12 protein-coding genes are annotated in these 14,658 nt (G+C 34.5%); 10 read left to right on the top strand and 2 right to left on the bottom strand.

Features of this window, described 5'->3' with window-relative positions:
• The 9 genes from BN1066_RS10645 to BN1066_RS10685 all read left to right on the top strand — a co-directional run bounded on the left by BN1066_RS10645 (position 1) and on the right by BN1066_RS10685 (position 11,677).
• Positions 1-720 (top strand): DsbA family oxidoreductase, encoded by a 720-nt coding sequence (locus BN1066_RS10645; RefSeq protein ID WP_077319418.1) that lies wholly within the window; start codon positions 1-3, stop codon positions 718-720.
• Between the two features lie 536 nt (positions 721-1,256).
• On the top strand, positions 1,257-3,320 hold the full coding sequence (locus BN1066_RS10650; RefSeq protein WP_077319419.1) for a BglG family transcription antiterminator: 2,064 nt from the start codon (positions 1,257-1,259) through the stop codon (positions 3,318-3,320).
• Entirely contained in the window at positions 3,317-3,595 is a 279-nt protein-coding gene (locus tag BN1066_RS10655; protein WP_077319420.1) for a PTS sugar transporter subunit IIB, read from the top strand. The genes BN1066_RS10650 and BN1066_RS10655 overlap by 4 nt, the downstream gene beginning before the upstream one ends.
• A 28-nt stretch (positions 3,596-3,623) precedes the next feature.
• The gene (locus BN1066_RS10660) at positions 3,624-4,898 is read left to right on the top strand and encodes a PTS ascorbate transporter subunit IIC (protein WP_077319421.1); all 1,275 of its coding nucleotides are present in this window, start codon (positions 3,624-3,626) and stop codon (positions 4,896-4,898) included.
• 23 nt (positions 4,899-4,921) lie between these two features.
• Positions 4,922-6,934, top strand: a complete 2,013-nt coding sequence (gene tkt, locus BN1066_RS10665) for a transketolase (RefSeq protein WP_077319422.1) — start codon at positions 4,922-4,924, stop codon at positions 6,932-6,934.
• 859 nt (positions 6,935-7,793) lie between these two features.
• The gene (locus BN1066_RS10670) at positions 7,794-8,747 is read left to right on the top strand and encodes an ABC transporter permease (protein ID WP_077319423.1); all 954 of its coding nucleotides are present in this window, start codon (positions 7,794-7,796) and stop codon (positions 8,745-8,747) included.
• The gene (locus tag BN1066_RS10675) at positions 8,737-9,687 is read left to right on the top strand and encodes an iron chelate uptake ABC transporter family permease subunit (RefSeq protein WP_077319424.1); all 951 of its coding nucleotides are present in this window, start codon (positions 8,737-8,739) and stop codon (positions 9,685-9,687) included. Before BN1066_RS10670 ends, BN1066_RS10675 begins: the two co-directional genes overlap by 11 nt.
• Positions 9,681-10,436: an iron ABC transporter ATP-binding protein gene (locus BN1066_RS10680; RefSeq protein ID WP_077319425.1), complete on the top strand. Its 756-nt coding sequence runs from the start codon at positions 9,681-9,683 to the stop codon at positions 10,434-10,436. The genes BN1066_RS10675 and BN1066_RS10680 overlap by 7 nt, the downstream gene beginning before the upstream one ends.
• A 281-nt stretch (positions 10,437-10,717) precedes the next feature.
• Entirely contained in the window at positions 10,718-11,677 is a 960-nt protein-coding gene (locus BN1066_RS10685; RefSeq protein WP_077319426.1) for a siderophore ABC transporter substrate-binding protein, read from the top strand.
• A gap of 144 nt (positions 11,678-11,821) precedes the next feature.
• Here BN1066_RS10685 and BN1066_RS10690 read toward each other — a convergent pair whose 3' ends face one another.
• Positions 11,822-12,772: an IS3 family transposase gene (locus BN1066_RS10690; RefSeq protein ID WP_143695707.1), complete on the bottom strand. Its 951-nt coding sequence runs from the start codon at positions 12,770-12,772 to the stop codon at positions 11,822-11,824.
• Positions 12,685-13,209: a helix-turn-helix domain-containing protein gene (locus BN1066_RS10695; protein ID WP_077318425.1), complete on the bottom strand. Its 525-nt coding sequence runs from the start codon at positions 13,207-13,209 to the stop codon at positions 12,685-12,687. Before BN1066_RS10695 ends, BN1066_RS10690 begins: the two co-directional genes overlap by 88 nt.
• Before the next feature lie 548 nt (positions 13,210-13,757).
• Between BN1066_RS10695 and BN1066_RS10700 the strand changes: the two genes are divergently transcribed.
• A complete protein-coding gene (locus tag BN1066_RS10700; RefSeq protein ID WP_077319427.1) occupies positions 13,758-14,492 on the top strand; it encodes a SurA N-terminal domain-containing protein in 735 nt (244 codons plus the stop codon).
• Positions 14,493-14,658: the final 166 nt, after the last annotated feature.

Consider the following 14,658-nt stretch of genomic DNA (forward strand, 5'->3'; position numbering starts at 1 on the left):
ATGAAAATTGAAATATGGTCTGATTTTGTATGTCCGTTTTGTTACATTGGTAAAAGAAGACTAGAACAATCTTTGGAAACATTTAAACATCAAGATGAAGTAACTTTGGAATTTAAAAGCTATCAATTAGATCCGAATGCAGAAACAAAACCAAATCAAAATATGCAAGAATATCTTTCAAAAACCAAAGGAATGCCGATAGAACAAGTAAGACAAATGACTAAAAATATAGAAATGCAAGCAAAAGAAGTAGGACTAACCTATCACTTTGATTCGATGCAGCATACAAACACGTTTGCAGCACATCGTGTAGCCAAATATGCTGAACGACAAGGAAAAGGAAATGAAATGACTGAAAAGCTAATGCACGCCTTCTTTACCGACTCTCAATTGATAAGTGATTATGAAGTGTTGCAGGGATTAGCTGCTGAAGTAGGGCTTGATCAAGTTGAGGTTGCATCTATCTTAAAGAATGAGGCTTATGCAAAAGAGGTAAGAGATGATCAGGAACAAGCGCGACAACTTGGTATACAAGGTGTTCCTTTCTTTGTATTCAATGAAAAATATGCTCTTTCTGGAGCACAACCAACAGAAGTGTTTGTAGGTGCGCTTGAACAAGTATGGCAGGAAGAACAGCAAAATCATCAGTTGAAATCATTAAATCCAAAAGCTTCTAAAACAACTTATTGTACCGATGAAGGTTGTGAGATGGATAACTGAATAATCTATATATCATATAGTTACTAGATTCGGGGACTCTTGTTATAAAAAAGAGTCCCCGCTTTTTTTGTACTATAGGAAAGTAAAAAATTTAATCTTTATCCCGCATGTAAGGTGCCGTAAGACTCCTGCTTCAAGACCTGAGTTGATAGGGAGAAAACGGCACCTAAATGCCCGATTGGTTCAAGGGCCTTTAGGTCATACCCTTGTGGTACTAACATTCAGTAGGAGAGGGAAGCAAATTCCTACTGAATGAAGTTTCACTTTATCGTAAAAGAAAAACGATAGCTTTCGCTAAAGACTTGGCAACAAGCCGAGTTTTTCTAAAGCAGATAAACTGGCAGCGTAAAAGTCGGATTTTCAGCCGCTTTTTCCCCATATCCATCGCACAGGAAAGGTTCAAGATTTTTGCTTAAATATACCAGCTTATTACATCCATTCAGTTATTGTGTGGGCTAGTGACAAAAGTTATACTTAATTTACATTGAAGGGTGATAGCGCTTCATTTATATTAGAAATATAGGAGGGATAAGTCAATGCTCGAGCAAAGATCACTCACTATCTTGGAATTCATAATGGGTAATCCAAGTTGTACCATCAACGATTTACAATTAAAAACCTCCTTGTCGAGAAGACAAATCATGTATGATTTGGAAAAGATAAATTACTGGTTGAAGAAAAACAACTTTGAAGAAATTAAGTACTGTAGAAAAAGTGGATTGAAAATGACAGAAACCCCAAACAATGTTGTAAGTAAGTTAGCGCAAGAAAAAAGTATATCTAATTATAATGAAAAAGATAGACGTCTAATTCTATTTTTTTACTTGCTCATTAGTAAAGAAGAAGTTTCCTTATATCATTTAACCGACTTACTCCGTGTGAGCAGAGGCACCGTTCATGAGGATTTAAAAAAACTTGTAAAGGAGTTACAGTTATATGATTTACAAATAACGTATAAAAGAATACAAGGTTATTTTATAGACGGAAAAGAAGCCAATATTCGTTATGCTGCTATGTATTTAATTGGCAATATTATAATCCATCATAAGCAGCGTACCATTAGCTTAGATTATGTTTTAGAGCAGAGTGGTATTCCCTATAAGCAGATATTTCATGTTATAAGGAAACATTTTGACAGACAAGAGATTATTTGTTCTGATAACGGTCTATTAGAAGTAATGTATATCATCATCTTCTTTATGATAAGGGAACAAGACGTGGACAACAGAACGGATCATGTTAAACTAACGAGTATGCCAGAATATCAGGTTGCAAGATTAATTACGGAGGATTTATTAAACTTGGGTTACCCAATATCAAGCTGTTACGTTAATTTTATCGCTTCACTAATACTGTCTTACTCCTTTGGACAAGCTGACATGAAGAATGAAAGTTTCTATATGTTAAAGGAGTTTGTGTATAAAATCTTTTATAAATTAGAAGTAACTTATGGAATTGCTTTACCCAATAAGAAGGAAGCATTTCAACAGATATATACGCATTTTAAGCCTGCTTATTATCGGATTATTTTTAATTATCCAATAGTAAACCCGTTAAAAGATAAGATAAAAGCTAAGTATAATAGCTTATTTAAAATTCTAAAAGAAATATTTTATCCCATAAGTTTGCCGGGAGGATCTCGTTTTTCCGATAATGAAATTGCCTATCTAACGATCCACTTTGCTACATTAATTAAACATACAAATGTACAGTCAACCAGTAAAGTAAAAGCAGGGATTGTCTGTCCAAACGGGACTGGAATTTCACTGATTATTTATAAAGAGCTGACAGGTATTTTTCCAGAAGTAGAGTTTTTAAAACCGACATCGATTGATCAGCTCTCTATAAATGACGAAGTAGATGTTGTGTTCTCTACAAAACTGATACAAACCTCTAAGCCTTTGTTCATTGTAAGTCCAATGATGACTAATTTAGAGAAAGCCAATTTAATTAAAAGTTTTTATAAAAGGATAGGGAATTCTGTGTATACGCAGCCAAATTCCAATATTAGCGAAAAAGATTTACTTCATGTTGTGAATAAATACACAAATAATCAAAATGCAAAAAAATTAGTAAATGAATTAAAGAAAGTATTGGCCGAGGTTATTTATATTCATGGGGAAAGGAGGCAACCGATGTTAAGTGAAATAATAAACAAAGATTTAATTCAATTAAAAGTACAGGTTAAAGATTGGAAAGATGCTATTAAAAAAAGCAGTCGGCCATTAGTGGAGCAACATATAGTAACTACGAATTATGTTAATGCTATGGTAGCTAGTGCCGAAGAGAATGGACCTTATATTGTTATTACAAAACATGTCGCACTTCCACATGCAAGGCCAGAAGCAGGAGCTAATAAAATCGGGATCAGCTTAACTACTCTCAAAACACCTGTTAGCTTTGGTAATAAGGATAATGACCCCGTTAAATATGTATTTTGTTTAAGTGCGGTAGACAGTATAACACATTTGAAAGCGATTACTGAATTGGTAGAACTTCTCGAATCAAAAGATTTTTACGACTTACTGGAATCCTCTAGCAGCAAAGAAGAAATTATCGATTATATAAAAAAATCAGAAGTGGAGATGAGTAACGAATGAAGGTAGCATTAGTAGCTTGTCGTACAGGTATGGGGAGTAGTATGATGCTGAAAATTAGAGTCCAACAAGTAATAAGAGAAAATAACTTTCCAATTAAAGTGCAACATGACACATTAAGTGCAGTTAATCAATTTAATGGAGATTTGCTTATTACACTTGATGATTTAGTTCCTGATGTGAAAGACAAAGTGAAATATGCAATAGGAATAAAAAATTTAATGGATAAAAATGAAATTAAAACGAAGTTAAGCAAGTATTTGGAGGAAAATCTATAGGTTATTATTTTGTGAAGGAGGAACAAGAGTGGACTTAATAAAAGCGTTTGCAATTGACTTATTGGGATCCGCAGCTATTTTAGTTGGTTTAATGGCTTTGTTAGGGTTGCTTCTTCAAAAGAAAGCTTTTGATGAAGTTCTAACCGGTACGCTAAAAACAATTGTCGGTTTTCTCATCTTTACCGTTGGTTCCGGAGCAGCTGTTTTAGCTTTAAATAATTTTCAAGAATTGTTCAGTAAAGGGTTTGATTTAGATGGCGTATTGCCTCTTGCTGAAGCAGTAACAGCACTTGCGCAAGAAAAGTTTGGCACAGTTGTATCTTTAGTAATGCTGCTCGGATTTGTTTTTAACTTGTTATTTGCGCGAATTACACCTTTTAAATATATCTTCTTGACGGGTCAGCATAATTTGTACTTTGCAGCATTACTTACAGTTATGATGAAAGCATTAGATGTTGGAAACACGATGACAGTTATTGTAGGTGGAATTATTTTAGGTATATGTGCATGTATTTTCCCTGCCATTGCCCAACCGTTTATGCGCAAAGTAACAGGTGACGATGATATTGCACTTGGCCATTATGTGAGTGCTGGTTATGCATTTGCGGGTTGGATCGGTTCTAAGGTTGGAAAACCGGAAGACACCACGGAAAACTTAAACTTGCCAGGTTGGCTTTCTATGTTTAAAGACTATGTTGTAGGTGTTAGTTTGACAATTGTTATTTTCTTCTATATCGCTACATTTGCCGCTGGATCCTCTTTTGTTGAAGAAATATCAGACGGAATGCATTGGTTAGTCTTCCCGTTATTACAAGGGTTAACATTTGCTGCTTCCCTCTATGTAATTATTACAGGTGTCCGAATGCTATTAGGTGAAATCGTGAATGCTTTTGTAGGTATTTCAGAAAAACTAATACCAAATGCGAAACCAGCTTTAGACTGCCCGGTTGTATTTCCATATGCACCTACTGCTACAGTTATTGGTTTTCTTTCTGCATATGCTGGTGGATTACTCTGTATGTTCTTTTTCGGAATGATAGATGTTTCTGTCATTATTCCCGTTGCTGTCCCTTACTTTTTTATCGGTGCAACAGCAGGTGTATTCGGGAATGCTACAGGAGGTTGGAAAGGTGCCGTTGTTGGTAGCTTCAGTGTCGGTATCTTAATTGCAATCGGGCCAGCACTTATTTATCCGATAATGGATAACATCGGATTATCCGGGACGGCATTCCCAGAAACAGACTTTTCAATTATCGGTATATTAGTCTATTACATTGGAAAGTGGCTAATTGGAATTTTTTAAATTACATGTAAAGGATGTTAAACATGGAAAAATGGATTAAAAATAAGATGGACGATTTATCTGTTGCAACTATAAGAACATTAGCTTTAGATAGTGTAGAAAATGCTCAGCATGGTCATTTGGGCATGCCATTAGGATCTGCGCCTATGGCATATGCGTTATTTAGATATATTATGAAGCATAATCCAAAAAATTCAACATGGTATGATCGAGATCGATTTATCCTAACTTCGGGTCACGGGTCCATTTTATTGTATACACTTCTTCATTTAAGTGGATATGAAGTATCTGTAGAAGATTTAAAGAAATTTCGCAAGTTAGGGAGTATTACGCCAGGTCACCCAGAAGTCGGTGTTACTCCAGGTGTGGAGGCAACTACAGGACCATTAGGACAAGGAATTTCTACTTCTGTCGGTTTTGCAATTGCAGAAAGAAATTTAGCACAAACATATAACAAAGATGACTTGAATATTGTGGATCATTACACGTTTACAATATGTGGCGATGGAGATCTCATGGAAGGCGTCGCACAAGAAGCAATGTCCTTGGCAGGTCATTTAGGGTTAGGAAAACTAATTGTTTTATATGATTCTAATGATGTTTGCTCGGATGGTTTTGTTCAAGAAGCGAATAGTGAAGACGTCCAGAAAAAATATGCAGCTATGGGATGGCAGACATTGTATGTGGAAAATGGTAATGATATAGAATCAGTGTATAGAGCAATTCAGTCAGCGAAACAGAATACGGATCAACCTTCCTTAATTGAAGTAAAAAATATTATCGGATTTGGTTCACCAAATCTTCAGGGAACTGCTGCTATTCATAGTAATCCTGTTGGGGAAGATGAAGTTAGTTTAATTAAAAAAGCCTATCAATGGCCATATGATGAAAAGTTTTTTATTCCGACAGAAGTTCGGGAAAACTTTAACGAGATTGCTATAAAAGGAGATCAAGCGGAGAAGGATTGGAATAAACAGTTTGAAAAGTATAAAGAAACATATCCTGAATTGGCGGAACAGTTTGTAAAATGTATGGAAAATGACTTCATAATGGAAGATGTAGAGATTGAATTTACAGAAGAAAAAATAGCTACTAGAGCTGCTTCTGGTAAGGTGTTAAACGTTATTTCCAAAAGGTTTCCATCTTTTATAGGTGGGTCAGCAGATTTAGCTTCGTCAAATAAAACTACCATCATAGATCAGCCATTTATGGAGAAAGGAACGTATAATTGCTCAAATATTCACTTTGGAGTACGTGAATTTGCAATGGCTTCTATTATCAATGGGATATCATTACACGGCGGAATCAAAGGATATTCTGGAACTTTTCTAGTTTTCTCAGATTATATGAAAGCGGCAATTCGATTATCAGCAATTACGAATCAACCAGTAATCTATCTATTTACACATGATAGTTTCATGTTAGGTCAAGATGGTCCAACACACCAACCAATAGAGCAACTTGCTACTTTACGAGCAACTCCTAATTTGAATGTGATTAGACCTGCAGATGCTAATGAAACAAAAGCAGCTTGGTTAATAGCTGTAAACTCAAAAGATACTCCTACTGCAATTGTACTTGGAAGACATGATGTACCGGTACTAGAGAAAGCCAGCAAAGAAGGGGTAGAGCGCGGTGCGTATATTATATCAAAGGGAAGCAGTGATTCTTCGGACGGAATCCTTATTGCAACTGGTTCAGAAGTAGAACTGGCTTTAAAAGCACAAAAAATATTAGAGGATCAAGGAATTTCCGTCTCCGTAGTTAGTATGCCGAGCTGGGAACTTTTTAACAAACAAGATGCTCCATATAAAGAAAAAGTCCTTCCGAAAAGTGTATCTAATAAACTGGCAATTGAAATGGGGACTTCTCTTGGGTGGAGGGACTATGTTGGTGACAATGGCGACATGATAACGATTAACCATTATGGGGAATCAGGTAATGGAACTGATTTAGCCAAAAAATATGGATTTACCCCAGAACATATAGCAGAAAAATTTAACACAATGGTAGAACGAAACAATACTGCTCAATAAGGTGTCACTCAGAGAACGAAAACAAGTCTGTAATACTACAAAGTATTACAGACTTGTTTATTTATGTGTGAAGAAAGTAATAATTGATTTAGCGGAACGTTAATTATACTTTAGCTTTACATACAAATTGAACTGGCAGTGGCGTTTGCGCCAAAGGTTTAGCGTTAACGATAGAATTGAAAGATAATCGACAACTTCTTGTCTAAAAAATTTAATCAGCTATTTTTAAAAACTAGAAAGGGGGATCATTTTTCAATTTTTTACTATAGGAGAGTATATAATTTAGGCTTTACCCCGCATGTAAGGTGCCGTACTTTCCTAAATTCTAAAATCTATTATGGCATTGTGAACATAAAAGAAAAACGGCATCTAAATGCCCGATTGGTTCAAGGGCCTTTAGGTCATACCCTTGTGGTACTAACATTCCGTGTAAAAAGCATTCCACGGAATGAAGCTTCACTTTATCGTATAAGAAAAACGATAGCTTTCGTCATAAAGACTTGGTGATAAGCCAAGTCTTTCTAATCTATAGTTGTCAAAGGTTAACAGATTCGCAATGATAAATGAGTCTAAAGAATAGCAGAGGTATATAAAAGAAAAAACCAGCATCTAAGTCTGGTTTCACTTATATTGAAGGCGCTTTATTCTATCTTAATCAGAAACAGCTGATTATTTTTTAATTAATTGAAACGAATGTGTATATTAATAAATATTTTTATAAACTTTTTTATTGACGTTAGTAGTAAATCTGTTATACTGGTAGATGTAACTAATTGATAATGAATATCATTATTAATTATAACTATTAAAAGGTAATAATTATTATAATGTAGGGGAAGTTGAAAGTGAAGGTCAGTCTATGAAAATACGCTATTTAGTTTTCACAGTTATTATACTTTCCTTTATATCTATATTTGTAGGTGTATCAAACGTATCTCCTTTAGATCTATTTAAGTTAACAGAGGAGCAAACGCAGATACTGATGGTTTCAAGAGTTCCAAGACTTATCAGTATTTTAATTGCAGGTATGAGCATGAGTATTTGCGGATTGATTATGCAGCAACTAAGTAGAAATAAATTTGTTTCACCTACAACTGCTGGAACACTGGATTCAGCAAGGTTAGGCATTTTAGTTTCTATGGTACTATTCACTTCGGCAAGTCCGTTTCAAAAAATGCTTGTTTCTTTTGCATTTGCATTGTTAGGTACATTTGCATTTATGAAGATATTGGAAAAGATAAAATTTAAAGACGCGATATTCATTCCATTGATTGGACTGATGTTTGGGAATATTGTTAGCTCGATGTCCACTTTTATTGCGTACCGCTATGATTTGGTCCAAAATATTTCATCATGGATGCAAGGTGATTTTTCTATGATTATGAGTGGAAATTATGAGCTAATGTATGTAAGTATCCCAATTCTGTTACTTGCATTTTTTTATGCAAATAAATTTACCATCGCTGGAATGGGAGAGGACTTTTCCAAAAATCTTGGATTAAATTATCGGCAGGTTGTGAATTTAGGATTAGTTATTGTAGCACTTGTGACGGCATCTGTAGTCTTGGCAGTAGGTGTTATTCCCTTTTTAGGCTTAATCATTCCAAACATTGTTTCCATTTACCGTGGCGACCACTTGAAGAAAAGCCTATTACATACAGCATTGTTAGGAGCGGTTTTCGTTCTTGCATGTGACATTATCGGCAGAGTAATTATATATCCATATGAAATACCGATTAGTTTAACAGTTGGGGTCATAGGTAGTGGATTATTTATATATCTACTGTTTAGGAGAAAAAGATATGGGATATAAAAAGAAAACGCTTATTCTAGCCGTTATCGCAATTATATTAACAATGCTATATATCTTTTATGACCTGACAGGGAATATTGGCTATGTTTTACCGAGGCGAATAATTAAAGTTATTGCTATCTTGCTAACAGGTGGAGCAATTGCGTTTGCTACAACCATCTTTATGACGATTACAAATAATCGTATTTTAACTCCAAGTGTAATGGGACTAGACTCACTCTATTTACTCCTTCAAACAGTTATTATCTTTATTAGTGGAGCTAATTCATTAGTTATGATGAATAGCCAAATTAATTACCTAGTATCTATTGGAGGAATGGTCGTATTCTCGTTGCTACTTTACCAAGTATTATTTAAAAATGAGCAGAATAGTATTTATTTCCTCTTGCTTGTAGGAATGATATTAGGGACATTTTTTAGCAGTATAACTTCATTTATGCAGGTGCTTATTGATCCTAATGAATTTATGATTGCCCAAGATCGCATGTTTGCAAGTATTAATAATGTGAACACAGATCTTGTATATATATCCATTATTCTTTTTGTTCTTCTCCTTATCTATATGATAAGATACTACAAATATTTGGATGTACTCGGTTTAGGGAAGGATATGGCAATCAATTTAGGGGTACCTTATAACAGAGTCGTGAAACACTTGTTAATCATAGTTGCTGTCTTTATTTCGATGGCAACAGCATTAGTAGGTCCAATGACATTTCTAGGATTACTAGTTGTAAATCTGGCGTATGAATTTCTTAAAACGTTTCGTCATTCCTATATTTTAATCGGCTCGATGCTGATTAGTATTATTGCTATTATCGGCGGGCAGTTTATCGTTGAGAAAGTATTTACCTTCGAAACCACAATTAGTGTCATCATTAACTTTATCGGTGGTATTTACTTCATCTATCTTTTGTTAAAGGAGAATAAATCATGGTAGATATTAAAAATGTATTTAAGTCATTTAACCAGAAGAAAGTGATTGATGATGTGTCTTTGTCAATTGAAAAGGGTAAAATAACTTCATTCATTGGTCCGAATGGTGCTGGAAAGAGTACGTTAATCTCCATGGTTAGTCGCCTGATTGCAAAAGACGATGGGGATATAACGATTGATGGAAAAGATATTATGCATACAAAAAACAATGAACTTGCTAAAAAGATTTCGATTTTAAAGCAATCCAATTCCATCAATCTTAAATTAACGGTACGTGAACTAGTTTCCTTTGGTCGGTTCCCTTATTCGCAAGGTAAGCTAAACACGTATGATTGGGAAAAGGTAGATCAGGCAATCGACTATATGGAACTGCGCGAAATGCAACATAAATATTTAGATGAACTTAGTGGTGGACAACGTCAGCGAGCCCATATTGCAATGGTTATTGCTCAAGATACAGAATATATTTTGCTTGATGAACCGTTAAATAACTTAGACATGCGTCATTCTGTTCAGATCATGAAAACATTACGTAATTTAGTGGATGAATTGGGAAAAACAGTATTAATTGTTATCCATGATATCAACTTTGCTTCTTGTTATTCTGATAATATTGTTGCTTTAAAAGATGGAAAAGTGATTAAACAAGGCAGGGCTTGTGACGTTATTGATGAATGTGTGTTAAAAGATATTTATGATATGGATATCGATATTAAACATATTGATGACAAACGTATATGTGTTTATTTCTAATAACTAGCGAGGGCAGCTAGCTATTTATTCCAAATTTTTAAATCAAACAGGGGTTTTTTATCCAATAGAAACCCCCCATCATGATGTTGACCCCTAAGCCAATACATGATGAAGGGATGACTTACAGTTTAATTGTAACTGATGAAATTATAAAGGTAAATAAAAATGATTTAAATATATACTTAAGTGTTTTATAAATATTTTAATATAGTATGGGATAAATAGATGCTTGCATCGCTGGTTATTATAAAAATATAAACTTTAAAGAGGAGAATAGCATTATGAAGAAGATAGCATTATTATTATTTGCAGCTTTGCTTGTCATTACGTTAGCTGCTTGTGGCTCAAATAATGAAAAAAAGGATACTAGCAGTAGTGATAGTAAAGAGGACAAAGCTCCTGAAACCGTTGAAATTAAACAGGATTTAGGCGACACTGAAGTTCCAAAGAACCCAGAAAAAGTAGTTGTATTTGACTATGGAGTGCTGGATTCACTAGATAAATTAGGTGTCGAAGTTGCTGGTGTTGCAAAAGCAGGTAATATTCCTTCTTATTTAGAGAAATATGAAGGGGATGAATATGAAAATATTGGTAGCTTGAAAGAGCCTGATTTTGATAAAATATCGGAAATCAAACCAGATGTTATCTTTATCTCTGGTCGTCAGTCTCAAGTTTACGATCAATTAGCTGAAATAGCGCCAACGGTTTACTTAGGAGTTGATCCGGCCAACTATATGGAATCTTTTAAAGATAATATGAAAACGTTAGGAGAAATTTTTGATAAACAATCTGAAGTAGAGAAAGAACTGAAAAATATTGATTCATCAGTTGCAGCAGTTCAAGATAAAGCAAAAGAATTAGATAAAAAAGCGCTTATTATTTTAGCAAATGATGATAAGATTAGTGCATATGGAACTAACTCTCGTTTTGGGCTTATTCATGATGTCTTCGGTGTGCCGGCAGTAGATGAAAATATTGAAGCATCTACTCATGGGATGAACGTTTCATTTGAATATGTAAGAGAGCAAAATCCTGATTTGCTGTATGTGATTGATCGAAGCGCAGCTATTGGTGAAGAGTCAGCTGCAAAACAAATTGTTGAAAATGAATTAGTTAAAGCTACAAATGCATATAAAAACGATAATATTACGTACCTTGATCCTGAGTTCTGGTACTTGTCCGGAGGCGGACTTGTTTCTGTTCAGGAAATGATTAAAGAAATTGAAGCAAGCTTTAAATAAGAACAATAAAAAAGAGGCTGGGATAAAACGAAAACAGCTGATTAAAAAACGAACAAAAAATCGTCCTTGTGTATACGCAAGTTTTTCTAAACGCAAACAAACCGAACAATTATAATGTGATTACCCCCAAAAGTTAGAGTTTTATTATACAGTTGATTGGCTGGATTGCGTTCGATACTCGACTGGGCTCAGCCCGGCCAATTTTTCTTTTATTCGTTCATGATTATACCAATAGATATATTCTTCAATCCGACTTTTTAATTCTTCATAGCTTACTAATTTTTCTCCATAATACATTTCTTGTTTTAAAATGCCAAAAAAATTCTCCATGGAAGCATTATCCGCACAGGTTGCTTTTCTAGACATGCTTTGGAATACTTTATTCTCTTTTAATGTTCTCACCCATTGGTTGTGCTGGTAATGAAAGCCTTGGTCAGAATGGATGGTGGTGCGATAGGTTGCATGATTCTTTATTATCTCTATCGTTTCTTTTAAAGGTTCTATGACAAGATCTAACGTTGGACGTTCCTTGATTTTATACGCAATAATTTCTCCGTTATAAAGGTCAAGAATCGGATTTAAATATAACTTCTCTTCACTTAGACATTTGAATTCTGTAATATCGGTTACTAATTTTTGAAGAGGAATTGGCGTGTTAAAACGGCGAGACAATCGGTTTTTCGCCACTTTTCCAACGTTTCCCTTATAGGAATTGTATTTACGGGATTTTCGCATAAATTTCACACATTTCAATCCCAATTCGCACATAATGCGATATACTTTTTTATGGTTGATAACGTATCCTAATTTATTTAGTTCTCTAGTAATACGTTTATAGCCATAACGTTCATGGAACTTTTTAAATAAATCTATAATGATTTTTTTTAGTACTTTGTCTGAATCTTCTCTGCCAAAATTTTTCACATGATAGTGATAGGTTGCTTCAGGTATGCCCACAGCAAGGAGAATATCTTTTAATCGGAATCCTTCTTCTTTAAGTCCAAATGCTACCTTTGCCTGTGCTTTTCGTGGAAGGCATTTGGATTCTCCCGAAAAGCTCGTAGCTTTTTTAGGTACGCATTTTCTAGCCTTAATAGTTCATTCTCTCGTTCTAATATTTCTTCACGTGTTAACTTTTTTTCTTCCTTTTTCTTCCGTTTATTGGGTTTCTTAGACATAGAAGACTCCCCCTTTGGTTTCAGGCCTTCTACTCCTTGTTCCTTAAATTCTTTCATCCAGCGTCTAATTAAGGAAGGGTTGTTCAATTTAAATTGAACAGCAGTTTCTAAAAAAGTAGCACCTGTCTTTAACACAAATTGTATCGTATTTAATTTAAATTGAACAGGATAAAACTTCCTAGCTTTTTTTCTTTTTAACCCATCCATTCCCTGAGACTTATAGACTTTCACCCATTCAAATATTGGTGTTGCGCTACCCATATTATATTTTTTTGCTAATAATTTATATCCTAGGTTGCCATATAAATACTCGGTGACAAGATTTATTTTAAATTCTTCACTATATTTAGCCATAAAAACACCCCCGAAAATTAGATTTCTACTCTAACTTTGGGGGGTCGGTACCTAAATGAATTGTTCGGTTTTTGCTATTTAGTATTTGCTTATGTCCCAGCCCCTTTTTGTGCATTATTAAAAACATATAAAATGGTAACATAGAGGGCAGTTATGAATAAGTGGAACAAGCTTGGTACGAGCCATATATAGCTGATTGAACAAAGATATAGTTCGTAACACACTTGTAAAAAATAATCTAAATAAGCGTACATATTAGAACGGAATTTTTAGAATTTTGCCCCGTTAAAAGGAGGGAAATTTGAATCATCTAGAACAGGTAGTGTAAAATAAGAGATAGGCGAAATAGGTTGGTTTCAGTAAATCTTTGTCGATTGTGGCATAAATTAGGAAAATGTTTATTTTTTGTAGTAAAAATGTAAATAAAGTGCTTAACCTTTGTCATAATAGCCATTTTAAATAAATCAGGAGCTTGTTACTACTTGAAAGGTTTGTATAAAATATGTTTGAATGGAAGGACATTCAAATAAAAAGGGATGGTATAAAACATGAAAAAATGGATCGTACTCATAATGACATTGTTGTTAGCAACTGTTGTAGTGGCATGTGGAGATGACAACAATGCTGAAGGGAATAAAGACTCTAATCAAGAGGAGCAGCAGGAGCAAGGAAATACAGGTAAAGAAGGAGAAAAACCGAAAAAGGTAGAGATAACAGATAAGGAGAAAGTATCTGAGGATGAAGTGGTCGCCTCCGTAAATGGGGAAGAAATTAAAGGAGATCGTTACAATCCTACTTATTCTCAGTTAAAAATTACGATGGGACAGTATAACCAAGATGTCAGTGATCTGGATAAACTAAAGAAACAAACGATAGAGATGCTTATAACTCAGCACTTAATTAATACCGATGCGGCCAAGAAAGGCATAGAAGTGACCGAGAAGGAAGTACAAAAAGAGTTCGATAAAATAAAAAAAGAAAACGAAGATCGTTTAAAGACAGCATTAGAGCAGTTTCAAATGGATGAAGAACAGTTTAAGACGATGTTAAAAGATAACATCATTACAACAGAATATACCGATAAAGAATTTGACGTTAAAGTGAGCGACAAGGAAGTAAAAGAGTACTATAATAAAATTAAAGAACAAAGTGAAGAAGTAGCAAAGCTAGATGACTTAGAGGAACAAATTAAAACAAGATTAGAACAAGAAAAGGCTTCAGCGCAGCTGCAAAAACGTATCGACGACCTTAAGAAAGATGCAGAGATTAAAACACTATTGTAATAAAAAGGGAACTCATTTTTTTGCGAGATGAGTTCCTCTTTATTATCTTTGAAAAATTATAAGATAAATGTTTTTTATCAAAGCGACTTTGTCGCCTGGCTGAAGCGCTCGCACTACAGCAAACTTCGATATCTGCGTTAGTGGATAAAAGGAAAAACCCATCTCG

The organism is Virgibacillus proomii, from assembly GCF_900162615.1.
In the GTDB taxonomy this organism is placed as follows: domain Bacteria; phylum Bacillota; class Bacilli; order Bacillales; family Amphibacillaceae; genus Virgibacillus; species Virgibacillus proomii.